The organism is Pseudomonas sp. SF2, assembly GCF_036858055.1.
Classification (GTDB): domain Bacteria; phylum Pseudomonadota; class Gammaproteobacteria; order Pseudomonadales; family Pseudomonadaceae; genus Aquipseudomonas.
Map to the genome: position 1 here is coordinate 108055 of NZ_JAMBDI010000007.1, position 22603 is coordinate 130657.

Consider the following 22603-nt stretch of genomic DNA (forward strand, 5'->3'; position numbering starts at 1 on the left):
GGCTTACACCGTGTGCAGGTACCAGTTGTACTCGAGGTCGGAAATCGACACTTCGAACTCGGCCAGTTCGCTTTCCTTGCAGGCCACGAAGATATCGATGTAGTCCGGGCTGATGTATTGGTTGAGGACTTCGCTGTCGTCCAGCGCGCGCAGGGCATCGCGCAGGTTGTTCGGCAGGCTCTGCTCCAGCTGTTCGTAGGAGTTGCCTTCGATCGGCGCCTGGGGCTCGACCTGGTTGGTCAGGCCGTGGTGAACGCCAGCGAGGATCGCCGCGAGCATCAGGTACGGGTTGGCGTCGGCACCGGCCACGCGGTGCTCGAGGCGCACGTTGTCGCTGCTGTCAGTGGGCACGCGCACGGCCACGGTGCGGTTGTCCAGGCCCCAGCTTGGCGCATTGGGCACGTAGAACTGCGCACCGAAGCGGCGGTAGGAGTTGATGTTCGGGCAGAGGAAGGCCATCGACGCCGGCATGGTTTCCAGCACGCCACCGATGGCGTGGCGCAGCGCGTCGCTTTGCAGCGGGTCGTCACTGGCGAAGATGTTCTTGCCGGTTTTCTTGTCCAGCAAGGAAATGTGCACGTGCAGGCCGTTGCCTGCCTGGCCCGGGTAGGGCTTGGCCATGAAGGTGGTGTCCATTTCATGGTCGTAGGCGACGTTCTTGATCAGGCGCTTGAGCAGGATCGCGTAGTCGCAGGCCTTCAGCGGGTCGGCCACATGGTGCAGGTTGACCTCGAACTGTGCCGGGGCGCTTTCCTTGACGATGGCGTCGGCGGGAAGGCCCTGCTCCTTGGCCGCTTCGAGCATGTCCTGCAGGCAGTCGGCATATTCGTCGAGGTCGTCGATCAAATACACCTGGGTCGACTGCGGGCGCTTGCCGGAAATCGGCGAGCGCGGCGGCTGCGGGCGACCGTTGAGGTTGTCCTGGTCGATCAGGTAGAACTCCAGCTCGAACGCGGCGCAGATATCCAGGCCCAGGTCGTCGAACTTGCTCACCACCTGGCGCAGCACTTCGCGCGGGTCGGCGAAGAACGGCTGGCCATCCAGCTCGTGCATGGTCATCAGCAGCTGGGCGGTGGGGCGCTTCTGCCACGGCTCGTCCGACAGCGTGCCAGGGATCGGGAAGCAGATGCGGTCGGCATCGCCGATGTCCAGGCCAAGGCCGGTGCTCTCGACGGTAGAACCGTTGATGTCCAGGGCGAACAGCGATGCCGGCAGGTTGATGCCCTTCTCGTACACCTTGTGCAGGCTGGCCCGCTCGATGCGCTTGCCACGTACCACGCCGTTCATGTCGGAGATCAGCAGGTCGACGTACTGCGTGTCCGGATGGGCCTGGAGGAAGTCATTCATCTCGCTGGAAGAACTGGCGCACGGGGTTACCGACGTCATGGCTGTACATCCTTTGATTTGCTGCGGCGATGTGGGGATACGGCTGGCGCCTCACGGGCGACGATGGTTGCAGCTGTTGTTCTTTTCACTTTCCCATCGTGGGGACTGGTTACCCGACCGGGCGCATTGATTCCCGGGGGCCGTTCCACTATAAAATGGCCAAAACGCAACAGACATTGGCAATTCGGCAAGCAGAGCGTGCACCAATGCAATATCAGATTACCCATGCCGACCTTTCCCTGGTCCTGGCCCTGGAACGTGGCCGCTCGCTGGCCAAGGCTGCCGAGTTGCTCAAGGTCGATGTGTCGACGGTGTTCCGCTCGATCCGCCGGCTGGAGTCGGCGCTGGGCACCGCCTTGTTCGTCAAGAGCCGCAAGGGCTACCTGCCGACCGACACCGCCCAGGCCCTGGCCGAGCAGGCCGAACGCGCCGAGCAGGCGCTGGAGGCGGCGCGCATCGCCATGACCAGTGGCGAGCAGGTGGTCAGCGGCACGGTGCGGCTGACCTGTACCGAGGCGGTGATGCACAGCCTGCTGCTGCCGGCGCTGGCCGAGTTCATGCCCAACTACCCGGCCCTGTCGCTGGAAATGGGCACCTCCAACACCTTCGCCAACCTCAGCCGGCGCGATGCCGACATTGCCCTGCGCCTGACCAACACGCCGCCGGAGCACCTGGTGGGCCGCAACCTGGGGTCCACCTCCTACGTGGTCTGCGGCCAACCGCAGTGGCGCGAGCGCCTGGCCGAGTCACCTGCCAGCGTGCCGTGGATCGCCCCCGACGACTCGATGCAGGACCACCCCACGGTGGTCTGGCGCAACCAGCAGCACCCGGGGTTGAGCCCGCGCTACCAGTGCAGCGGCATGTCGACCATCGCCCAGCTGGTCACGGCCGGGCTCGGCGTGGCGGCGTTGCCGGACTACATGGTGCACGCGCTGCCCGGGGTGGATGCGCTGAGCGGGCCGCTGCCGGGTTGCGACACCCAGCTGTGGCTGCTGACCCGGCCCGATTGCCGGGCGTTGCGCTCGGTGCAGACCCTGTTCGAGGAGCTGACCCCGCGGTTGCGTGACGCGATGCTCTGAGGTTATCGTCAGGCTCAAGTGATAGGGTGTCTGTTCCGGCCCTTTCACGGCTGAAGCCGCACCCACAGGGTGCGGTGATGAACCTGAGAACAATGCGGTCCCTGTGGGAGCGGCTTTAGCCGCGAAGAAGGCAATACAGGGCTTGAAGGTAGCCACCCGACAAAACAGCGCTTCCCTATTGGCTGGTGATTTTTTAAACTATCGAGTCCGCCTGCCCACTATTGGGCTGCACGCCCACCGCAATTGCTACTGAGGAAGACCATGGCCCGCGTAACTGTTGAAGACTGCCTGGAACACGTGGATAACCGCTTTGAGCTGGTCATGCTCTCGACCAAGCGCGCTCGCCAGCTGGCGACCGGCGGCAAAGAGCCACGCGTTGCGTGGGAAAACGACAAGCCGACCGTTGTTGCCCTGCGTGAAATCGCCGAAGGCATCGTCACCAACGAGTTCATCGCCGCTGAAGAGATCGTCACCGAGGATCCGGTGTTCGCCGCGTTCGAGGACGAGAACAACGAGGCTGTCTGATTGATGCCAGGTCGAAGTCGCACGGCGCAAGGCCCCCTTCCTCGGCAGGAGGTGAACCCATGCCGGGTATAGAAGCCTTGGCCGAACGGCTGTCGACCTATCTTGGCCCGGAACAGGTCAACCTGGTCCGGCGCGCCTATTTCTACGCCGAACAGGCCCACGATGGGCAGCGCCGCCGCAGTGGCGAGCCCTACGTGACCCACCCGCTGGCCGTGGCCAGCATCCTCGCCGACATGCACATGGACCATCAGAGCCTGATGGCGGCCATGCTGCACGACGTGATCGAAGACACCGGCATCGCCAAGGAAGCCCTCAGCCAGCAGTTTGGCGAGACCGTGGCCGAACTGGTCGATGGGGTCAGCAAGCTGACCCAGATGAACTTCGAGACCAAGGCCGAGGCGCAAGCCGAGAACTTCCAGAAAATGGCCATGGCCATGGCCCGCGATATCCGCGTGATCCTGGTCAAGCTGGCCGACCGCCTGCACAACATGCGCACCCTGGAGGTGCTGTCCGGCGAAAAACGCCGGCGCATCGCCAAGGAAACCCTCGAGATCTACGCCCCCATCGCCAACCGCCTGGGCATGCACACCGTGCGCGTGGAGTTCGAGGACCTCGGCTTCAAGGCCATGCACCCGATGCGCTCGTCACTGATCCACCGGGCAGTGAAAAGCGCACGCGGCAACCGCAAAGAGATCGTCGCCAAGATCGAGCACTCGCTGGCCAACTGCCTGGCCGCCGACGGCATCGAGGGCGAGGTCAGCGGCCGGCAGAAGCACCTCTATGGCATCTACAAGAAGATGCGTGGCAAGCGCCGCGCCTTCAACGAGATCATGGACGTGTACGCCTTCCGCATCGTCGTCGACAAGGTCGACACCTGCTACCGCGTGCTCGGTGCCGTGCACAACCTGTACAAGCCGCTGCCCGGTCGCTTCAAGGATTACATCGCGATCCCCAAGGCCAACGGCTATCAGTCGTTGCACACCACGCTGTTCGGCATGCACGGCGTGCCCATCGAAATCCAGATCCGCACCCGCGAGATGGAAGAGATGGCCAACAACGGCATCGCTGCGCACTGGCTGTACAAGTCCAACGACGACGAGCAGCCCAAGGGCAGCCACGCCCGTGCCCGCCAGTGGGTCAAGGGCATCCTCGAACTGCAGCAACGTGCCGGCAACTCGCTGGAATTCATCGAGAGCGTGAAGATCGACCTGTTCCCGGACGAGGTCTACGTGTTCACGCCCAAAGGCCGCATCATGGAGCTGCCCAAAGGCTCCACGGCCGTCGACTTCGCCTACGCGGTGCACACCGACGTCGGCAACAGCTGCATCGCCTGCCGCATCAACCGCCGCCTGGCGCCGCTGTCCGAACCGCTGCAAAGCGGCTCCACGGTGGAAATCGTCAGCGCCCCGGGCGCACGGCCGAATCCGGCCTGGCTCAACTTCGTGGTTACCGGCAAGGCGCGCACGCACATCCGCCACGCGCTCAAGCAGCAGCGGCGCTCCGAATCCATCAGCCTGGGCGAACGCCTGCTGAACAAGGTACTCACCGGCTTCGACAGCAGCCTGGAGAGAATCCCCCAGGAACGTATCCAGGCGATTCTCGCCGAGTACCGCCTGGAGCTGATCGAAGACCTGCTCGAAGACATCGGCCTGGGCAACCGCATGGCCTACGTGGTCGCGCGCCGCCTGCTGTCGGCCGAAGGCGAGCAGTTGCCGGCACCGGAAGGCCCGCTGGCGATCCGCGGTACCGAAGGCCTGGTGCTGAGCTACGCCAAGTGCTGCACGCCGATCCCGGGTGACCCGATCGTCGGCCACCTGTCAGCCGGCAAGGGCATGGTCGTGCACCTGGAAAACTGCCGCAACATCAGTGAAATCCGCCACAACCCGGAGAAGTGCGTGCAGCTCTCCTGGGCCAAGGACATCACCGGTGAATTCAATGTCGAGTTGCGTGTCGAACTGGAGCACCAGCGCGGCCTGATTGCCCTGCTGGCCAGCAGTGTCAACGCCGCCGACGGCAACATCGAGAAGATCAGCATGGACGAACGCGACGGCCGTATCAGCGTGGTCCAACTGGTGGTCAGCGTGCACGACCGCGTGCACCTGGCGCGTGTGATCAAGAAGCTGCGTACCCTGACCGGTGTGGTCCGCATCACCCGCATGCGTACGTAGTCCGCCAACTGCAAGGAGTCATCATGAGCAAGACCGTCATCAACAGCGACAAGGCCCCTGCCGCCATCGGCACCTACTCGCAGGCGATCAAGGCCGGCAACACCGTGTACATGTCGGGCCAGATCCCGCTGGACCCAAAGACCATGGAGCTGGTCGAAGGCTTCGAAGCCCAGACCGTACAGGTGTTCGAAAACCTCAAGGCCGTGGCTGAAGCCGCTGGCGGTTCGTTCAAGGACATCGTCAAGCTGAACATCTTCCTTACCGACCTGAGCCACTTCGCCAAGGTCAACGAGGTGATGGGCCGCTACTTCGAGCAGCCGTACCCGGCCCGCGCCGCCATCGGCGTTGCCGCGCTGCCGAAAGGCGCCCAGGTCGAAATGGACGCCATCCTGGTCATCGAATGATGCCCCCGGTGACGGGCGCCCTGCCCGTCACCTTCCCTTCTCTGCAAGGTTACCCCGTCATGCGTCAAGCACTGCCCTTCGCGCTGGCAGCCCTGCTTCTGGGCGGCTGCGCCAGCCACAAACCCGAAGATTTCAACGGCACCTGGATCAACCAGGACGCCATCACTGCGGCCGTCAAGGGCGGCAGCCTGCGCCAGGCGCTCAATGAGCACGGCCCGGTGTTCGAGTGGAAGCTCGACGTCGCCAGCCAGCAGGCCAGCTACAGCAATGGTTTCGAAGCGGCCGACGGCCAGCTGAGCGCCACCGACAAGCAATGGCAGGCCAGCTTCCAGGGCGGCCAGACCGAGCAACTGTCGCTCGATGGCGACGAACTGCAGGCTGTCGACCAAAGCGGCAGCAAGCAGACCTTCGTGCGCGCCAAAGCGCCGGCGGCGGCCAACGCACCACTGGGCAGCAGCTTCGAGAAGGCGCTGTACCAGGCCTATCTGGGCGGCGACTGGAAGGTCGTCGAAGGCCAGGGCAAAGGTGCCACCGTGCGCTTCAGCGACACCGGCAACGTCACCGGTCTGCCGGGGCCAGACCGTTTCGCCCTGTGCCTGGCGGGTGATTGCGCGACCATGGGTGGCAGCAATGACAGCCTGTGGCTGGAGCGCAACCAGCGTGGTGCGCCATTCATCATCAAGCGCGATGGCGACAAGCTGGAGATCTTCCAGGCGGTGAACCGTGCGCAGCCGGATGAAATGCCGGAACTGGCAGCAGGCAAGCGCCAATGGGTGCTGGAGCGCAGCTGAGACCTGCTGAATAGCGGCCGAACACACTGGCCTCTTCGCGGGTAAACCCGCTCCCACAGGTACACCGCCAGGCTTGAAACCAGCGGTGCACCTGTGGGAGCGGGTTTACCCGCGAAGAGGCCGGTAGACTCAGCGCACGCCTTCCAGGATTGCGGCATAGCCTTCCTTGTAACTGGGATACACCGGCGCCCAGCCCAACGCCCTTGCCCGGGCATTGCTGCAGCGCTTGCTGCCGGTACGCCGCACCCGCTGCTCATCCGACCACTCGGTCACCCCCATGTACGCCCGCAGCCAGGCCACCACGTCGGCCAGCGGCGCCGGGTCGTCGTCGACGCCGATGTAGCAGTCATCCAGCACCTTGCCATCGGCATCGGCCTGCAACAGGAACGCCAACAGGCTGGCGGCGTCCTCGGCATGAATACGGTTGCCATACAGCGGAGGCTCCTCGGCCACGCGGTAGCCCTGGCGCACCTGACTGAGCAGCCACTCGCGGCCGGGGCCATAGATTCCGGTCAGGCGCACCACGCTAGCCGGGATGCCACTGGCCAGTGCCAGCCGCTCAGCCTCCAGCATCAACCGCCCGGAATAGCCTTCAGGCTCGGTGGCCGCGCCCTCCTCGATCCACTCGCCGTCCTTCTGTGCATACACGCTGCTGCTGGACACGAACAGCAGGCGCCGTGGGCGTTGGCCGCGCTCGGCCAGCCAGGCCAGCACATGGCGCAAACCATCAACATACGCCGCCTGGTAACCCGCCTCGTCGTGCTGGCTGGCCGCCACGCAGTACACCAGGTAGTCCGGTGCACGCTGCGGCCAGGCGGCGGGAATGGAGGGCTCGGACAGGTCTGCAGCCACCGGCACGACACCCGCAGGCAACTGCCCGATCGAGCGACGCAGGCCGCACACCTGCCAACCGCGCGCAAGCATTTGCCGGGCAAGACGCCCGCCTACATCACCACAACCCACCACCATCACGGAAAGGCCTGACATCTCTAAACTCCCTGGACCAATTGATCAGCCCGCCCACGCTACACGATGGATAGCTAGACCATAGGCGAAAAAAGCAACAAGATTACTTTTGTTAACAAGAATTACTTGCAATAATGGCCGCCAAATTGTTCTCGGCCTACCTCGAGGCCTTGGAGAACGTTCACTCTATTCTTCATCAGGTCCGGCCAGCATGACACGTACTCAACCTTCCGCTTCGCCAACCCCGTCGCGCGCCTGGCGCGCCATCGCCGCGCTGACGCTCAGCCTGGTGCTGGCCCCGGTGGCCATGGCCGATGAGCCAACCGCCAATGCCGCCACCCCGGCTGCCGCTACTGCTCCAGCTGCTCCAGCCGCAGCGCCGGCTGCCGGCGCAGTTGCCGCCACCCCGGCTGATGCCCCGGTCGCAGTAGACCCGAGCGTCGAAGCCCTGGTTGAAGACACCTCGCTGGGCATGGCTCACGACCTGTCCCCATGGGGCATGTACAAGAACGCCGACGTGGTGGTGAAGGCAGTCATGATCGGCCTGGCCATCGCCTCCATCATCACCTGGACCATCTGGATCGCCAAAGGCTTCGAGCTGATGGGCGCCAAGCGCCGCCTGCGTGGTGAAATCGCCCTGCTGAAGAAATCCGCCAGCCTCAAGGAAGCCAGCGACGTTTCCAACAAGGAAGGCACCCTGGCCCACACCCTGGTCCACGACGCCCTCGAAGAGATGCGCCTGTCGGCCAACGCCCGCGAAAAAGAAGGCATCAAGGAGCGCGTCAGCTTCCGCCTGGAGCGCCTGGTACACGCCAGCGGCCGTACCATGAGCAGCGGCACCGGCGTACTCGCCACCATCGGCTCCACTGCGCCGTTCGTCGGCCTGTTCGGTACCGTATGGGGCATCATGAACAGCTTCATCGGCATCGCCAAGACCCAGACCACCAACCTGGCCGTGGTTGCCCCGGGTATCGCCGAAGCCCTGCTGGCCACCGCCCTGGGCCTGGTCGCCGCGATCCCGGCCGTGGTCATCTACAACGTCTTCGCCCGCTCCATCGCCGGCTACAAGGCCCAGGTGTCCGACGCCTCCGCCCAGGTGCTGCTGCTGGTCAGCCGTGACCTGGACCACCAGGGCAGCGAGCGTGTTGCCCCGCACATGGTGAAAGTGGGGTAAGCCATGGGCCTGCATCTCAACGAAGGTGGCGACGACCTCGCCGAAAACCACGAAATCAACGTTACGCCGTTCATCGACGTGATGCTGGTGCTGCTGATCATCTTCATGGTCGCAGCCCCCCTGGCCACGGTCGACATCAAGGTCGACCTGCCAGCCTCGACCGCCAAGCCGGCGCCGAGGCCCGAGAAACCGGTGTTCGTCAGCGTCAAGGCCGACCAGAAGCTGTACGTCGGCGACGATCAGGTCCCTGCCCCCGACCAGCTTGGCCCGATGCTCGATGCCAAGACCAAGGGCGACAAGGAAACCACCATCTTCTTCCAGGCTGACAAAGGCGTGGATTACGGTGACCTGATGGAAGTGATGAACAACATGCGCGCGGCCGGCTACCTGAAAGTCGGTCTGGTAGGTCTCGAGACGGCAGCCAAGAAATGACAAGAACGCGCTCGAACATGGCGCGCTACGGTGGCAGCCTGGCGATCGTGCTGGGTGTGCACGTGGTCGCCGTGCTGCTGACGCTCAACTGGTCGGTGCCCCAGGCCATCGAACTGCCCCCGGCAGCCATGATGGTCGAGCTGGCACCGTTGCCGGAGCCTGCGCCACCACCCCCTCCGAAAGCGGCCCCACAGCCACCGGCACCGGTCGAGGAACCGCCGCTGCCGAAGCTGGCCGAGGCCCCCAAACCCAAGATCGCCATTCCCAAGCCGCCCAAGCCGAAGGCCAAGCCGCAGCCGCCCAAGCCCGAGAAAAAGCCTGAGCCGCCGAAGGAAGCACCGCCGACCGAACAAACGGTAGACGCACCGCCCAGCAACACGCCACCGCAGAAGTCCGCTGCACCGGCGCCGAGCATTGCGTCCAACAGCAACGCCCTGCCGACCTGGCAGAGCGACCTGCTGCGTCATCTGGCCAAGTACAAGCGCTACCCGGAAGACGCGCGCCGTCGCGGCCTGCAGGGCATCAACCGCCTGCGCTTCGTGGTCGACGCCGAAGGCAAGGTGGTGTCGTATTCCATGGCCGGTGGCTCGGGCAGTGCCGCCCTGGACCGGGCGACCCTGGAAATGATCCGCCGGGCCGGTACGGTACCCAAACCGCCACCCGAGTTGCTGAACAACGGCACGATCGAAGTCGTGGCACCGTTCGTCTACTCGCTGGACCGCCGCTGAGACTTTTGTTTCTGTCACAAATCGGCAAGTCTGATAACGTGCGTCTATCGATTGCAGCCGCTATGCTGGGCCCGCAACTTCATGGACGCACGTTATGACCCTCACAGAATTACGCTACATCGTCACACTCGCCCAGGAACAGCACTTCGGCCATGCCGCCGAACGCTGCCATGTGAGCCAGCCGACCCTGTCGGTCGGTGTGAAGAAGCTCGAGGATGAGCTTGGCGTGTTGATTTTCGAGCGCAGCAAGAGCGCGGTACGCCTGACCCCGGTCGGCGAAAGCATCGTCGCCCAGGCGCAGAAGGTACTGGAGCAGGCCCAGGGCATTCGCGAACTGGCCCAGGCCGGCAAGAACCAGCTGACCGCCCCGCTCAAGGTCGGTGCCATCTATACCGTCGGCCCGTACCTGTTCCCGCACCTGATCCCGCAGCTGCACCGTGTGGCGCCGCAGATGCCGCTGTACATCGAAGAAAACTTCACCCACGTATTGCGCGAAAAGCTGCGCAACGGCGAACTGGACGCAGTGATCATCGCCCTGCCGTTCAACGAAGCCGACGTGCTGACCCTGCCGCTGTACGACGAGCCATTCTGCGCCCTGATGCCGGCCGACCACCCGTGGACGGCGAAAAAGACCATCGACACCGCCATGCTCAACGACAAGAGCCTGTTGCTGCTCGGTGAAGGCCACTGCTTCCGCGACCAGGTACTGGAAGCCTGCCCAACGCTGAACAAGGGCGGTGAAGGCTCCAGGCACACCACGGTCGAGTCCAGCTCGCTGGAAACCATCCGTCACATGGTGGCCTCGGGCCTTGGCGTGTCGATCCTGCCGCTGTCGGCGGTGCACAGCCACCACTACGCCCCCGGCGTCATCGAGGTCCGCCCACTGACCGCACCGGCACCATTCCGCACCGTGGCCATCGCCTGGCGCGCCAGCTTCCCGCGGCCGAAGGCCATCGAGATCCTCGCCGACTCGATCCGCCTGTGCTCGGTCGCCAAAGCCCCTGCGGAACAGCCGGCCTGAGTCATGAGTGAGCTGTCGAAGGTCCCGGTCACGGTACTCAAGGGGGTTGGTGAGGCCATGGCGGAGAAACTCGCCAAGGTCGGCCTGGAGAACCTGCAGGACGTGCTGTTCCACCTCCCCCTGCGCTACCAGGATCGCACCCGCGTCGTACCGATCGGGCAGTTGCGTCCGGGCCAGGACGCGGTGATCGAAGGCGTGGTCAGCGGCGCCGACGTGACCATGGGCAAGCGCCGCAGTCTTGTAGTGCGCCTGGGTGACGGCAGCGGCGTGCTGAGCTTGCGCTTCTACCACTTCAGCAACGCGCAGAAGGAAGGCCTCAAGCGTGGCACTCACCTGCGCTGCTACGGCGAAGCCCGCCCTGGTGCTTCGGGCCTGGAAATCTACCACCCGGAATACCGCGCGCTGAATGGCGACGAGCCGCCGCCACCGGTCGAGCAGACCCTGACGCCGATCTACCCGTCCACCGAAGGCCTTACCCAGCAACGCCTGCGGCTGCTGTGCCAGCAGAGCCTGGGCCTGCTCGGCCCGCGCAGCCTGCCGGACTGGCTGCCCGACGAACTGGCCAGGGACTACCAGCTGGCACCGCTGGACGATGCCATCCGCTACCTGCACAACCCGCCGGCCGATGCCGACCTCGACGAGCTTGCCGAAGGCCAGCACTGGGCCCAGCACCGCCTGGCCTTCGAAGAGCTGCTGACCCACCAGCTGTCGCAGCAACGCCTGCGCGAAAGCCTGCGCAGCCTGCGCGCACCGGTGCTGCCCAAGGCCCAGCGCCTGCAGGCGCAGTACCTGGCCAACCTGGGCTTCCAGCCGACCGGCGCGCAGCAGCGGGTGGCCAACGAAATTGCCTACGACCTCAGCCAGCACGAGCCGATGATGCGCCTGGTGCAGGGCGACGTGGGTGCCGGCAAGACCGTGGTCGCCGCCCTGGCTGCCCTGCAGGCCCTGGAGGCCGGCTACCAGGTGGCCCTGATGGCGCCCACCGAGATCCTCGCCGAACAGCACTACATCACCTTCAAGCGCTGGCTCGAACCGCTGGGCATCGAAGTGGCCTGGCTGGCCGGCAAGCTCAAGGGCAAGGCCCGGGCAGCCGCCCTGGAGCAGATCGCCAACGGTGCACCGATGGTGGTCGGCACCCACGCGCTGTTCCAGGAAGAGGTGAAGTTCAAGCACCTGGCCCTGGCGATCATCGATGAACAGCACCGTTTTGGCGTGCAGCAACGCCTGGCCCTGCGCAAGAAGGGCGTGGCCGGCGAGCTGTGCCCGCACCAGCTGATCATGACCGCCACGCCTATTCCGCGCACCCTGGCCATGAGCGCCTACGCCGACCTGGACACCTCGGTGCTCGACGAACTGCCGCCCGGGCGCACCCCGGTGAACACCGTGCTGGTGGCCGACAGCCGCCGCTTCGAAGTGGTCGAGCGGGTACGCGCCGCCTGCGCCGAAGGGCGCCAGGCCTACTGGGTGTGCACCCTGATCGAAGAGTCCGAAGAACTGACCTGCCAGGCCGCCGAAAGCACCTACGAGGAGCTGGGCAGCGCCCTGGGCGAACTGCGGGTGGGGCTGATCCACGGTCGCATGAAGCCGGCGGAAAAGGCTGAAATCATGGCCGAGTTCAAGGCCGGCAACCTGCAGTTGCTGGTCGCCACCACGGTCATCGAGGTGGGCGTGGACGTGCCCAACGCCAGCCTGATGATCATCGAGAACCCCGAGCGCCTGGGCCTGGCCCAGTTGCACCAGCTGCGCGGCCGGGTTGGCCGGGGCAGCGCCGTAAGCCATTGCGTGCTGCTGTACCACCCGCCACTGTCGCAGATCGGCCGCGAACGGTTAGGGATCATGCGGGAAACCAACGACGGCTTCATCATCGCCGAGAAAGACCTGGAGCTGCGTGGCCCCGGCGAGATGCTCGGCACCCGCCAGACCGGCCTGCTGCAGTTCAAGGTCGCCGACCTGATGCGCGATGCCGACCTGCTGCCGGCCGTGCGCGACGCCGCCCAGGCCCTGATCGCACGCTGGCCGGAGCACGTCAGCCCACTGCTCGACCGCTGGCTGCGCCATGGCCAGCAATATGGCCAAGTGTGACGCTCGTCCCATAATGGATCCAGTTTCGCCCCGAGGCTGGTTATACTTTGCGTTTAAAAGAATCAGTGGATACGGACCATGACTGAAGTTGCCCTGGAAACCGCAACCCCACACGCTCCCTCGGTCATCCGGCTGCTGCTCGACAAACTCGGCGTAGCCTACCGCGAGGTGGTCGAACATCCGCACCTGCCGCCAGCGTCGCGGGTACAGGCCGTGCTGCTCGATGACGAGGTCGGCGCCCTGATGGTGCTGTTCCCGCAAAGCCAGCTGCTGGACCTTGACCGCCTGGCCGAACTGACCGGGCGCAAGCTCACGGCGGTGTCGGTGCCGCGCCTGAAGCAGATGCTGGACAAGCATCAGCTCAAGGCCCTGCCGGGTATCCCGGCGCTGACCAGCTCGCCGTGCCAGTACGAAAAGAGCCTGCTCGACGCCGATAGCGTGTTCATCCAGTCCGGTGAAGCCGGCCTGCTGCTGGAAATCGACCGCGTGCACTTCAAGCGCATGCTGGTCAAGGCCAGCGCCAGCAGCTTCGGCCAGGAGGTCGAGGCCATCAGCCCAAACCTCGACCGGCCCGATGACGACACCCGGGAAATCACCCAGGCAGTGCAAGCCTTCACCGCCAGGCGCATTCAGAAGCGCCTGGAAGAAACCATCGAAATCCCGCCATTGGCCGACACCGCGCAAAAGATCATCAAGCTGCGGGTAGACCCCAACGCCAGTATCGATGACATCACGGGCGTGGTCGAAACCGACCCGGCACTGGCGGCACAGGTGGTGAGCTGGGCGGCATCGCCCTACTACGGCTCGACCTACAAGATTCGCTCTGTGGAAGATGCCATCGTGCGGGTGCTGGGTTTCGACCTGGTGATCAACCTGGCCTTGGGCCTCGCACTGGGCAAGACCCTGAGCCTGCCGAAAGACCACCCGCAGCAGGCCACACCATACTGGCAGCAGTCGATCTACACTGCTGCCGTCATCGATGGCCTGACCCGTGCCATGCCGCGCGCCGAACGCCCGGAAGCTGGCCTGACCTATCTGGCCGGGCTGCTGCACAATTTCGGCTACTTGCTGTTGGCACACGTGTTTCCGCCGCACTTCTCGCTGATCTGCCGCCACCTGGAGGTCAACCCGCACCTGTGCCACACCTACGTGGAACAACACCTGCTGGGCATCAGCCGCGAACAGATCGGAGCCTGGCTGATGAAGCTGTGGGACATGCCGGAAGAACTGTCCACCGCGCTGCGCTTCCAGCACGACCCAGCCTATGAAGGCGAGTATTCGGCATTCCCCAACCTGGTATGCCTGGCCACCCGCCTGCTGCGCTCGCGGGGGATTGGCTCGGGGCCGCAGCAGGAGATTCCTGACGAGCTGCTGGAGCGGCTGGGGATAACCCGGGACAAGGCCGAGGAAGTGGTGAACAAGGTGCTCGAGGCCGAGAACCTGCTGCGCGAGCTGGCTTCGCAGTTCCACGCACCGCATTGAGCATTAACGCGTAACCTGTGGGAGCGGGCATGCCCGCTCCCACAGGTAAGGCGTCAAGATCCCCGTTGGGTTTCAGCCCTTCTTCTTCGGCTTCAGGTACTTCATCAACCCCTGGAACCACATCACCAGGGCCGGGTTGCCCTTGATCTGGATGTGCTTGTCCTGAATCCCCTGCATGAACGCCAACTGCTTGTTACCCGCCTGCAGGGTAGCGAAGCCATAGGCGGCGTCCTTGAAGGCAATGGCGAACGCCGGCTGCGGGTGCGCGCCGCCTTTGCTGCTGATGCATTCGTTGTTGACGATGAAGTGCCGGGCGACCTTGCCGTCCAGAGTCTGCATCTGGAACACCAGGTCCTTGCCCTTGAGCTGCTGCTGGAAAGCCGGGTTGTTACGGCTGGCCCTGGCCATCAACAGCCCCATGGCCCAGAGAAGAAAGCGGAACTTCATCAACGCGCCTCGAATTAAAAGTGACTAAGGCGCGCAGTTTATCCTTTTACAGAACTATTTATGCAAGTTCGAAACATTTTGCCTGCAGAAAGCACAACGGGCGCCCTGGGGCGCCCGCTTGGCTGACACTGGGTTGTCAGGGAGCGATCACTTGCCTTTCTTGGCCGGCTTGACGGGGGCGTTGACGCTGTCGCGCAGGTTCTTGCCTGGCTTGAAGGCCACGGTATTGCTGGCCTTGATCTTGACCGGCTCACCGGTTTGCGGGTTCTTGCCGGTACGCGCACCGCGATGGCGTTTTTCGAAGGTGCCGAAACCGACCAAAGTCACGGTGTCCTTGTCCAGGGCACCCGTGATGCTGTCGAGAATCGCGTTCAAAACCTGATTGGCCTTTTCCTTGGTCAGATCGGCCTTTTCGGCGATGACGGCGGCGAGTTCTGGTTTGCGCATAGTGAAGCCTCTTTGACGGAATTCTTGTTGTTATGCCGTGCTGCCCTGGGAGCAGCGCTCAAGGCACCGCAGGCTCTAATCTGCGGCAGACGGAAGTGAGAATGGCACGTGCACCGGGGCCGCGCCAGTATCTGGGCGGCCATTGTGCAAGCAACAACAGGATAAATCCGACAGAACACCAGCTATTTACGCCATAACGGCCGGCAGCTGGCGATTCAGGGCCAGCTTGTCCATCACGGCCGCCCCGGTCAGGGCGTAGCCCAGCAGCTTGCCGTCGGCATCAAGGCAGAGCACCTTGAGGTCACTGCCCTGCCCGTCCACCTGCCAGGTGCCTTCGTGGCCCTGGGGCGGCGGCGAAACCACCAGCGGGCAGACGGGGGTTTTCACGGTGATCGGCATCGGCCCGTAGGCGACCGTTGTCGGCTTGCCGGCCAGGGTTTGCGCCAGGGCGCGGGCGCAGCTCATCAGCGGCATCACATAGAGCAGGTTGATGCCATCGACCTCGGCACAGTCGCCAAGGGCAAAGATGTTGGCGTGGGACGTACGCAGCTGGCGATCCACGCAAACGCCGCGGTTGGTCTGCAGCCCGGCGGCGGCGGCCAGGTCGGTGCGCGGGCGCAGGCCGATGGCCGAAACCACCAGGTCGCAGGCGATTACGCTGCCATCGGACAGGTGTGCCTCCAGGCCCTGGCCCACCTGCTGCAGCCGGGTCAGTACCGGGCCGAGGTGAAAGCGCACGCCCAGGCCTTGCAGCCCGGCCTGCACGGCAGTGGCAGCGGCCGGGTGCAGCAGGGTCGGCATGACTTGCTCGCACGGCGCCACCACATCGACCTGGAAGCCGCCCAGGCTCATGTCGTTGGCGAATTCGCAGCCGATCAGGCCGGCACCGAGGATCAGCACGCGCTGTTTGCCGACGGCGGCAGCACGGAAGCGCGCGTAGTCTTCCAGGTCGTTGATCGGGAACACCCGATCGCCGCCATCGCCTTCGATCGGCACCTGCACGGTCTGCGCGCCCCAGGCCAGCACCAGGTCGCGGTACTCCACCGCCTCCTCGCCAATCCACAGGCGCTTGTGGCCCGGGTCGATGCCGCTGATGCGGGTATGGGTGCGAATCTCGGCGTTCAGTTGCTCGGCCATGGCGCCCGGCTCGGCCATGCACAGGCCATCGGCGTCTTTCTGCTTGGCAAAGCCGGTGGACAGCATGGGCTTGGAGTAGGAGCGACCGTCATCGGCGGTGATCAGCAGCAGCGGCGTCTGCGCATCGAGCTTGCGAAATTCACGGGCCAGGTTGTAGCCCGCAAGGCCGGTGCCGATGATTACCACAGGGGACGTCATGTCGTGCTTTCCTCGATTAGCCGATGGAGATCATTTCAAAGTCGCTCTTGCCGACGCCGCAGTCGGGGCACAGCCAGTCTTCAGGCACGTCTTCCCAGCGGGTGCCGGGGGCGATGCCGTCGTCGGGCCAGCCCTCGGCTTCGTCGTAGATCAGGCCGCAGACAATACATTGCCACTTTTTCATGGGGGTGGGTTTCCTCGCTTCAGGCTGGGGCTTTGTGTTGCTGCTGATGGCCTCTTCGCGGGCACGCCCGCTCCCACAGGAGTTGTGCATAACCTGTAGGAGCGGGCGCGGCCGCGAAGAGGCCAGCGCGCAATTCGTGGGGCTTTGTAGCGGCCCTGCCAGCAGTATGCAAGCAGTCGGGGCAATCATGCTAAGCTCGCCGCCTCTCTGGTTGTAACAAGCAGACCGACGTGTCGTACGAATCCCCGCAAGCAGCCGCTGTCGCGTGGCTGCCGTATTCACGGCTGGCGACCGACATCGACCAGCCCACCCTTGACTGGCTGTTCGACGAGGGCTCGCTGACCCGCCGCCTGACCCGCCTGTCCAACGATCACTTCTCCGTCACCCCGCTGTTCGAGGGCTGGCAGCCGCTGCGCGATGACGAATGCCAGGCACTGGGCATCGCCGCCGGCGCCGAGGGCTGGGTGCGTGAGGTGTACCTGCGCGGCCATGGCCAACCCTGGGTGTTCGCCCGCAGCGTCGCCAGCCGCAGCGCCCTGGAGCGCGGCGGGCTGGACCTGGAAACCCTGGGCAGCCGCTCGCTGGGCGAGCTGCTGTTCTGCGACCAGGCGTTCATCCGCCACCCCATCGAGGTGTGCAGTTATCCACAGGCCTGGCTACCGAGCGAAGCCGCCCATGCGGCGCTGTGGGGCCGCCGTTCGCGCTTCGAGCGTGACGGCCTGGACCTGCTGGTGGCAGAGGTATTTCTGCCAGCATTGTGGCAAGCGGCCAAGGAGGAAAACCGCTGATGTACCTGCAACTGCTCAAGTCGCTCAACCGCCTGCACCCACGGGCCTGGGACTTCGTCCAGCTCAGCCGCATGGACCGGCCGATTGGTATCTACCTGCTGCTGTGGCCGACCTTGTCGGCGGTGTGGATTGCCGGCAACGGCTCACCAACCCTGGCCAACGTGCTGATCTTCGGCCTCGGCGTGGTGCTGATGCGCGCCGCAGGCTGCTGCATCAACGACTTTGCCGACCGCAAGGTGGACGGTCACGTCAAGCGCACCGCCGACCGCCCCCTGGCCAGTGGCCGGGTCCGGCCACGCGAAGCACTGGCGCTGTTCGCCATCCTGGTCGGAGTGAGCTTCCTGCTGGTGCTGTGCACCAACAGCCGCACGGTGTGGCTGTCGTTCGGCGCGGTGGCACTGGCGTTCTGTTACCCGTTCATGAAGCGCTACACCTATTACCCGCAGGTGGTGCTGGGGGCGGCATATTCCTGGGGCATTCCCATGGCCTTCACCGCAGCGGGTGGCGAGCTGACGGCCAGCGCCTGGCTGCTGTATATCGCCAACCTGCTGTGGACTGTGGGTTACGACACCTACTACGCCATGGTTGACCGTGATGACGACCTGAAGATTGGCGTGAAGTCGACCGCAATCCTGTTCGGCGACGCCGACCGCACCATCATCCTGACCTTGCAGCTGCTGTCGCTGGGCTGCCTGTTGCTGGCCGGCAACCGCTTCGAGCTGGGTGGCTGGTTCCATCTGGGGCTGCTGGGCGCGGCGGCGTGCTTTGCCTGGGAATACTGGTCGACGCGCAAGCTGGACCGGGAGTCGTGCTTCAAGGCGTTTCTGCACAATCACTGGGCGGGGATGCTGGTGTTCATCGGGGTGGTGCTGGATTACGCAATGCGCTGAAGCTGATGGCCCTATCGCCGGCAAGCCAGCTCCCACAGGTACAGCGCTGCCATCAAGGCTTGCATACAACCTGTGGGAGCTGGCTTGCCGGCGATGGGCCGCTAAGCGGCCCCGGGATCTCAAGGCTTGGCGACGTGCCAGACGTCCTTCATGCCGTCACCGGTCATATCACCGGCCTTCTTGTCCTTGACGAAGGTATACAGCGGCTTGCCGTCGTAGGCCCACTGCATCGAACCGTCGTCACGCTTGACCTGGGTCCACTTGCCAGAAGCCATTTCACCGCCCTTGACCATCAGCGGCGGCCAGTTGGCGGCGCATTCGCCATTGCACATCGACTTGCCACCCGCATCCTTGTCGAAGGTGTACAGGGTCATGCCGGCATGATCGACCAACATCCCGCCCTTCTCCATCGCATGGTCGGCCAAGGCCACCCCCGGGAGCGCCAGCGCAGTGAAAAGGGCCATCCAGCTCAGCGTTTGTCGTGTCATTGGATTCACCATTGATTCGGGGGGATTGAGTTCGGGTTGCCACGATTGCGGCCCTTTCAAGCCTAGTTCAGTCACGGAATGTCGCCAGAACGGCCAACACCCTGTCACACAGCTGCAATAATTCCGTTATCTAATGCGGGCCAAGACACCGTATCCAGGAGAGGTTTTGAGCATGGTTGGCAGGAACATTCTGATCGTCGACGACGAAGCGCCGATTCGCGAGATGATCGCCGTTGCCCTGGAAATGGCTGGCTATGACTGCCTGGAAGCGGAAAACTCCCAACAGGCCCACGCGATCATCGTCGACCGCAAACCGGACCTGATCCTGCTCGACTGGATGCTGCCGGGCACCTCCGGCATCGAGCTGGCCCGCCGCCTCAAGCGCGACGAGCTGACCGGCGACATCCCGATCATCATGCTCACCGCCAAGGGTGAGGAGGACAACAAGATCCAGGGCCTGGAAGTGGGCGCCGACGACTACATCACCAAGCCGTTCTCGCCGCGTGAACTGGTCGCCCGCCTGAAAGCCGTGCTGCGCCGCTCCGGCCCGAGCGACAGCGAGGCACCGATCGAAGTCGGCGGCCTGCTGCTCGACCCGATCAGCCATCGCGTGACCATCGACGGCAAGCCCGCCGAAATGGGCCCCACCGAATACCGACTGCTGCAGTTCTTCATGACCCACCAGGAGCGCGCCTACACCCGTGGCCAGCTGCTGGACCAGGTGTGGGGTGGTAACGTCTATGTCGAGGAACGCACCGTCGATGTGCACATCCGCCGCCTGCGCAAGGCGCTGGGTGAAGCCTACGAAAATCTGGTACAAACCGTCCGGGGCACCGGCTACCGCTTCTCGACCAAGAGCTGATCGAGCTGAAAAGCGCCAAGCTGCACGTCGTTGTACAAGGACCGTCAATTGAACCAGAACTGGCACGCGACCCTGATTCGCCACCTGCTGCTGCTGATCACCGTCTGCCTGATCGGCGGGCTGGTCAGCGGCTACTATGGCTGGAGCCTGGCCATCGGCCTGGCGCTGTACCTGGGCTGGACCCTCAAGCAGCTGCTGCGCCTGCATGACTGGCTGCGCAACCACCAACCCGACGAAGCACCGCCCGATGGCTACGGCCTGTGGGGCGAGGTGTTCGACAGCATCTACCACCTGCAACGCCGCGACCAGCGCGTGCGCGGCCGCCTGCAGGCGGTGATCGACCGGGTGCAGGAGTCCACCGCTGCGCTGCGTGACGCGGTGATCATGCTCGACAGCGACGGCAACCTGGAATGGTGGAACCGCGCCGCCGAGACCCTGCTGGGCTTCAAGACCCCACAGGACGGCGGCCAGCAGGTGACCAACCTGGTGCGCCACCCGCGCTTCAAGGAATACTTCGAGGCGGAGAACTACCTAGAACCGCTGGAAATCCCCTCGCCGATCAATGACCGCATGCGCGTGCAGCTGCACATCACCCGCTACGGCAACAACGAGCACCTGATGCTGGTGCGCGATGTTACCCGCATCCACCAGCTGGAGCAGATGCGCAAGGACTTCGTCGCCAACGTGTCCCACGAGCTGCGCACGCCGCTGACGGTGATCACCGGCTACCTGGAAACCCTGCTGGACAACGTCGAGGACGTGAACCCGCGCTGGAGCCGAGCCCTGCAGCAGATGAGCCAGCAAGGCTCGCGCATGCAGACGCTGCTCAACGACCTGTTGCTGCTGGCCAAGCTGGAGGCCACCGACTACCCGTCGGACAACCAGCCGGTGGCAGTCGATGCCTTGCTCACCGCGATCAGGAACGACGCCCAGGCCCTGTCCGGGCCACGCAACCAGCGCATCACCCTGGAAGCCACACCCGGCGTGAAGCTCAAGGGCAGCGAGTCGGAGCTGCGCAGTGCCTTTTCCAACCTGGTGTTCAACGCGGTGAAGTACACCCAGGACAACGGCAGCATCCGTATTCGCTGGTGGGCCGATGCCCAGGGCGCACACCTGTCGGTGCAGGACTCGGGGGTGGGCATCGATGCCAAGCACCTGCCGCGCCTGACCGAGCGCTTCTACCGGGTCGATTCCAGCCGTGCGTCGAATACCGGCGGCACCGGGCTGGGGCTGGCGATCGTCAAGCATGTGCTGATGCGCCACCGCGGCAAGCTGGAGATCAGCAGCGTGCCGGGGCATGGCAGTACCTTTACCTGTCACTTTGCACCGGCACAATTGGCTAACGGCAAGGCTTGAGATCGGGGCTGCTGCGCGGCCCTTCGCGGGCACGCCCGCTCCCACAGGGGCCGCAATAAGTCCGCCACCCTTTGCTTTTACGGCCCCAGCCGCTACATTGGACCCCCTGTGCCAGCAAGAGCTGGCACTTTTTTTCTCTCTATCTTGAAGACGGACCCCGTAAAAACTCCATCATGGACCCTTCCCCTGGTATCAGCCTCACCTCGTTATTCGCCGATTTCGGCATGATCATCTTTGCCTTGCTCCTGGTGCTGCTCAACGGCTTCTTCGTTGCCGCCGAGTTCGCCATGGTCAAGCTGCGCGCCACCCGCGTCGAGTCCATCGCCGAGCTGCATGGCTGGCGTGGCAGCATCCTGCGCAAGGTACACAACCAGCTCGACGCCTACCTGTCGGCCTGCCAGCTGGGCATCACCCTCGCCTCGCTGGGCCTGGGCTGGGTCGGTGAACCGGCGTTCGCCCACCTGCTCGAACCGCTGCTGGCATACGTCGGCGTGGACACGCCCGAGCTGATCAAGGCGATCTCGTTCTTCGTCGCCTTCTTCGTCATCTCGTACCTGCACATCGTGGTCGGCGAGCTGGCGCCCAAGTCCTGGGCCATCCGCAAGCCCGAACTGCTGTCGCTGTGGACCGCCGTGCCGCTGTACCTGTTCTACTGGGTGATGTACCCGGCCATCTACCTGCTCAATGCCAGTGCCAACACCATCCTGCGCATTGCCGGCCAGGGCGAGCCCGGCCCGCACCACGAGCACCACTACAGCCGTGAAGAGCTCAAGCTGATCCTGCACTCCAGCCGGGGCCAGGACCCGAGCGACCAGGGCATGCGCGTACTGGCCTCGGCCGTGGAAATGGGTGAGCTGGAGGTGGTCGACTGGGCCAATTCGCGCGAGGACATGGTCAGCATCGACGCCCATGCGCCGCTGAAGCAGATCCTGGCCCTGGTACGCCGCCACAAGTTCAGCCGCTACCCGGTGTACGACGCCGAGCGCGAGGAGTTCACCGGCCTGCTGCACATCAAGGACCTGCTGCTGGAGCTGGCCGAACTCGAGCACCTGCCCGAAACCATCGACCTGGACGACCTGGCCCGGCCGCTGGAGCGCGTGTCGCGGCACATGCCATTGGCACAGTTGCTGGAGCAGTTCCGTAAGGGCGGCGCACACTTCGTGCTGGTGGAGGAAGCCGATGGCAAGGTGATTGGCTACCTGACCATGGAAGACGTACTGGAAGTGCTGGTGGGCGACATCCAGGACGAGCACCGCAAGACCGAACGCGGCATCCTCGCCTACCAGCCGGGCAAGCTGCTGGTGCGTGGCGATACGCCGCTGTTCAAGGTCGAACGCCTGCTGGGCGTCGACCTTGACCACATCGAGGCAGAAACCCTGGCCGGTCTGGTCTACGAGACACTCAAGCGCGTACCTGAAGAAGAGGAAGTGCTGGAGGTCGAAGGGCTGCGCATCATCATCAAGAAGATGAAAGGGCCGAAGATCGTGTTGGCCAAGGTGCTCAAGCTGGATTGAGGGCCATTCGCGGGCTCGCCCGCTCCCACAGGATCGCCAAAGGCCGGGCCTTTC

Annotated in this window: 23 protein-coding genes; 16 read left to right on the forward strand and 7 right to left on the reverse strand. The window is 64.4% G+C overall.

Going from position 1 to position 22603, the window contains the following annotated elements:
- Nucleotides 1-3: 3 nt before the first annotated feature.
- Nucleotides 4-1386 (reverse strand): glutamine synthetase family protein, encoded by a 1383-nt coding sequence (locus M2S36_RS04310; protein ID WP_015272334.1) that lies wholly within the window; start codon nt 1384-1386, stop codon nt 4-6.
- A 206-nt stretch (nt 1387-1592) separates the two neighbouring features.
- On the opposite strand from M2S36_RS04310, the gene M2S36_RS04315 reads away from it, so the two are divergent.
- The 5 genes from M2S36_RS04315 to M2S36_RS04335 all read left to right on the forward strand — a co-directional run bounded on the left by M2S36_RS04315 (nt 1593) and on the right by M2S36_RS04335 (nt 6353).
- The gene (locus tag M2S36_RS04315; RefSeq protein ID WP_013974798.1) at nt 1593-2465 is read left to right on the forward strand and encodes a LysR family transcriptional regulator; all 873 of its coding nucleotides are present in this window, start codon (nt 1593-1595) and stop codon (nt 2463-2465) included.
- A 261-nt stretch (nt 2466-2726) separates the two neighbouring features.
- A complete protein-coding gene (gene rpoZ, locus M2S36_RS04320; protein WP_003253383.1) occupies nt 2727-2990 on the forward strand; it encodes a DNA-directed RNA polymerase subunit omega in 264 nt (87 codons plus the stop codon).
- A 59-nt stretch (nt 2991-3049) separates the two neighbouring features.
- On the forward strand, nt 3050-5158 hold the full coding sequence (gene spoT, locus M2S36_RS04325) for a bifunctional GTP diphosphokinase/guanosine-3',5'-bis pyrophosphate 3'-pyrophosphohydrolase (RefSeq protein ID WP_207831324.1): 2109 nt from the start codon (nt 3050-3052) through the stop codon (nt 5156-5158).
- Nucleotides 5159-5181: 23 nt separating this feature from the next.
- A complete protein-coding gene (locus tag M2S36_RS04330; RefSeq protein ID WP_009684531.1) occupies nt 5182-5562 on the forward strand; it encodes a RidA family protein in 381 nt (126 codons plus the stop codon).
- A gap of 59 nt (nt 5563-5621) precedes the next feature.
- The gene (locus M2S36_RS04335) at nt 5622-6353 is read left to right on the forward strand and encodes a hypothetical protein (protein ID WP_063912237.1); all 732 of its coding nucleotides are present in this window, start codon (nt 5622-5624) and stop codon (nt 6351-6353) included.
- A 129-nt stretch (nt 6354-6482) separates the two neighbouring features.
- Here M2S36_RS04335 and M2S36_RS04340 read toward each other — a convergent pair whose 3' ends face one another.
- The gene (locus tag M2S36_RS04340; RefSeq protein WP_241106098.1) at nt 6483-7340 is read right to left on the reverse strand and encodes an SDR family oxidoreductase; all 858 of its coding nucleotides are present in this window, start codon (nt 7338-7340) and stop codon (nt 6483-6485) included.
- Between the two features lie 190 nt (nt 7341-7530).
- Here M2S36_RS04340 and exbB point away from each other — a divergent pair, with 190 nt between their 5' ends.
- The 6 genes from exbB to M2S36_RS04370 all read left to right on the forward strand — a co-directional run bounded on the left by exbB (nt 7531) and on the right by M2S36_RS04370 (nt 14238).
- Nucleotides 7531-8493, forward strand: coding sequence for a tonB-system energizer ExbB (gene exbB, locus M2S36_RS04345; protein ID WP_207831328.1), 963 nt, complete (start codon nt 7531-7533; stop codon nt 8491-8493).
- 3 nt (nt 8494-8496) lie between these two features.
- Nucleotides 8497-8925 (forward strand): TonB system transport protein ExbD, encoded by a 429-nt coding sequence (exbD, locus tag M2S36_RS04350; RefSeq protein ID WP_013974803.1) that lies wholly within the window; start codon nt 8497-8499, stop codon nt 8923-8925.
- Nucleotides 8922-9653, forward strand: coding sequence for an energy transducer TonB (locus M2S36_RS04355; RefSeq protein ID WP_085588821.1), 732 nt, complete (start codon nt 8922-8924; stop codon nt 9651-9653). Before exbD ends, M2S36_RS04355 begins: the two co-directional genes overlap by 4 nt.
- Nucleotides 9654-9747: 94 nt before the next feature.
- The gene (locus tag M2S36_RS04360) at nt 9748-10674 is read left to right on the forward strand and encodes a hydrogen peroxide-inducible genes activator (protein WP_087500924.1); all 927 of its coding nucleotides are present in this window, start codon (nt 9748-9750) and stop codon (nt 10672-10674) included.
- Nucleotides 10675-10677: 3 nt separating this feature from the next.
- Nucleotides 10678-12756 carry an ATP-dependent DNA helicase RecG gene (gene recG, locus M2S36_RS04365; protein ID WP_039612341.1) on the forward strand — a complete coding sequence of 693 codons (2079 nt, stop codon included), beginning with the start codon at nt 10678-10680 and terminating at the stop codon, nt 12754-12756.
- A gap of 78 nt (nt 12757-12834) precedes the next feature.
- Nucleotides 12835-14238: an aminoacyl-tRNA deacylase and HDOD domain-containing protein gene (locus M2S36_RS04370; protein ID WP_207831330.1), complete on the forward strand. Its 1404-nt coding sequence runs from the start codon at nt 12835-12837 to the stop codon at nt 14236-14238.
- A gap of 72 nt (nt 14239-14310) precedes the next feature.
- Here the strand turns inward: M2S36_RS04370 and M2S36_RS04375 are convergent, their stop codons facing one another.
- From M2S36_RS04375 to M2S36_RS04390, 4 genes are all read right to left on the reverse strand, one after another.
- On the reverse strand, nt 14311-14685 hold the full coding sequence (locus tag M2S36_RS04375; RefSeq protein WP_333956766.1) for a helicase: 375 nt from the start codon (nt 14683-14685) through the stop codon (nt 14311-14313).
- Nucleotides 14686-14832: 147 nt separating this feature from the next.
- A complete protein-coding gene (locus M2S36_RS04380) occupies nt 14833-15132 on the reverse strand; it encodes an HU family DNA-binding protein (protein ID WP_013974808.1) in 300 nt (99 codons plus the stop codon).
- A gap of 186 nt (nt 15133-15318) precedes the next feature.
- Entirely contained in the window at nt 15319-16467 is a 1149-nt protein-coding gene (locus M2S36_RS04385) for an NAD(P)/FAD-dependent oxidoreductase (protein WP_333956767.1), read from the reverse strand.
- Between the two features lie 16 nt (nt 16468-16483).
- Complete coding sequence (locus M2S36_RS04390; protein WP_003253349.1) at nt 16484-16651, reverse strand: rubredoxin; 168 nt, start codon at nt 16649-16651, stop codon at nt 16484-16486.
- 230 nt (nt 16652-16881) lie between these two features.
- On the opposite strand from M2S36_RS04390, the gene M2S36_RS04395 reads away from it, so the two are divergent.
- Nucleotides 16882-17439, forward strand: a complete 558-nt coding sequence (locus M2S36_RS04395; protein ID WP_063912245.1) for a chorismate--pyruvate lyase family protein — start codon at nt 16882-16884, stop codon at nt 17437-17439.
- Nucleotides 17439-18329, forward strand: coding sequence for a 4-hydroxybenzoate octaprenyltransferase (gene ubiA, locus M2S36_RS04400; RefSeq protein WP_333956768.1), 891 nt, complete (start codon nt 17439-17441; stop codon nt 18327-18329). Before M2S36_RS04395 ends, ubiA begins: the two co-directional genes overlap by 1 nt.
- 119 nt (nt 18330-18448) lie before the next feature.
- Here the strand turns inward: ubiA and M2S36_RS04405 are convergent, their stop codons facing one another.
- Complete coding sequence (locus M2S36_RS04405; RefSeq protein ID WP_207831336.1) at nt 18449-18817, reverse strand: COG4315 family predicted lipoprotein; 369 nt, start codon at nt 18815-18817, stop codon at nt 18449-18451.
- Nucleotides 18818-18989: 172 nt separating this feature from the next.
- Between M2S36_RS04405 and phoB the strand changes: the two genes are divergently transcribed.
- The 3 genes from phoB (at nt 18990) to M2S36_RS04420 (ending at nt 22549) form a co-directional block, all read left to right on the forward strand.
- Complete coding sequence (phoB, locus tag M2S36_RS04410; RefSeq protein WP_207831338.1) at nt 18990-19679, forward strand: phosphate regulon transcriptional regulator PhoB; 690 nt, start codon at nt 18990-18992, stop codon at nt 19677-19679.
- A gap of 48 nt (nt 19680-19727) precedes the next feature.
- A complete protein-coding gene (gene phoR / locus M2S36_RS04415; RefSeq protein ID WP_207831340.1) occupies nt 19728-21035 on the forward strand; it encodes a phosphate regulon sensor histidine kinase PhoR in 1308 nt (435 codons plus the stop codon).
- Between the two features lie 173 nt (nt 21036-21208).
- Nucleotides 21209-22549, forward strand: coding sequence for a hemolysin family protein (locus tag M2S36_RS04420; RefSeq protein WP_087500932.1), 1341 nt, complete (start codon nt 21209-21211; stop codon nt 22547-22549).
- Nucleotides 22550-22603: the final 54 nt, after the last annotated feature.

Coding starts and splice junctions, on each gene's coding strand:
- phoB (WP_207831338.1), top strand. CDS start 18,990: ATGGTTGGCAGGAACATTCTGATCGTCGACGACGAAGCGCCGATTCGC.
- M2S36_RS04315 (WP_013974798.1), top strand. CDS start 1,593: ATGCAATATCAGATTACCCATGCCGACCTTTCCCTGGTCCTGGCCCTG.
- exbB (WP_207831328.1), top strand. CDS start 7,531: ATGACACGTACTCAACCTTCCGCTTCGCCAACCCCGTCGCGCGCCTGG.
- M2S36_RS04340 (WP_241106098.1), bottom strand. CDS start 7,340: ATGTCAGGCCTTTCCGTGATGGTGGTGGGTTGTGGTGATGTAGGCGGG.
- M2S36_RS04310 (WP_015272334.1), bottom strand. CDS start 1,386: ATGACGTCGGTAACCCCGTGCGCCAGTTCTTCCAGCGAGATGAATGAC.
- M2S36_RS04330 (WP_009684531.1), top strand. CDS start 5,182: ATGAGCAAGACCGTCATCAACAGCGACAAGGCCCCTGCCGCCATCGGC.
- M2S36_RS04405 (WP_207831336.1), bottom strand. CDS start 18,817: ATGACACGACAAACGCTGAGCTGGATGGCCCTTTTCACTGCGCTGGCG.
- recG (WP_039612341.1), top strand. CDS start 10,678: ATGAGTGAGCTGTCGAAGGTCCCGGTCACGGTACTCAAGGGGGTTGGT.
- M2S36_RS04420 (WP_087500932.1), top strand. CDS start 21,209: ATGGACCCTTCCCCTGGTATCAGCCTCACCTCGTTATTCGCCGATTTC.
- exbD (WP_013974803.1), top strand. CDS start 8,497: ATGGGCCTGCATCTCAACGAAGGTGGCGACGACCTCGCCGAAAACCAC.
- M2S36_RS04380 (WP_013974808.1), bottom strand. CDS start 15,132: ATGCGCAAACCAGAACTCGCCGCCGTCATCGCCGAAAAGGCCGATCTG.
- M2S36_RS04360 (WP_087500924.1), top strand. CDS start 9,748: ATGACCCTCACAGAATTACGCTACATCGTCACACTCGCCCAGGAACAG.
- M2S36_RS04375 (WP_333956766.1), bottom strand. CDS start 14,685: ATGAAGTTCCGCTTTCTTCTCTGGGCCATGGGGCTGTTGATGGCCAGG.
- M2S36_RS04385 (WP_333956767.1), bottom strand. CDS start 16,467: ATGACGTCCCCTGTGGTAATCATCGGCACCGGCCTTGCGGGCTACAAC.
- M2S36_RS04390 (WP_003253349.1), bottom strand. CDS start 16,651: ATGAAAAAGTGGCAATGTATTGTCTGCGGCCTGATCTACGACGAAGCC.
- rpoZ (WP_003253383.1), top strand. CDS start 2,727: ATGGCCCGCGTAACTGTTGAAGACTGCCTGGAACACGTGGATAACCGC.
- M2S36_RS04335 (WP_063912237.1), top strand. CDS start 5,622: ATGCGTCAAGCACTGCCCTTCGCGCTGGCAGCCCTGCTTCTGGGCGGC.
- spoT (WP_207831324.1), top strand. CDS start 3,050: ATGCCGGGTATAGAAGCCTTGGCCGAACGGCTGTCGACCTATCTTGGC.
- M2S36_RS04355 (WP_085588821.1), top strand. CDS start 8,922: ATGACAAGAACGCGCTCGAACATGGCGCGCTACGGTGGCAGCCTGGCG.
- ubiA (WP_333956768.1), top strand. CDS start 17,439: ATGTACCTGCAACTGCTCAAGTCGCTCAACCGCCTGCACCCACGGGCC.
- M2S36_RS04370 (WP_207831330.1), top strand. CDS start 12,835: ATGACTGAAGTTGCCCTGGAAACCGCAACCCCACACGCTCCCTCGGTC.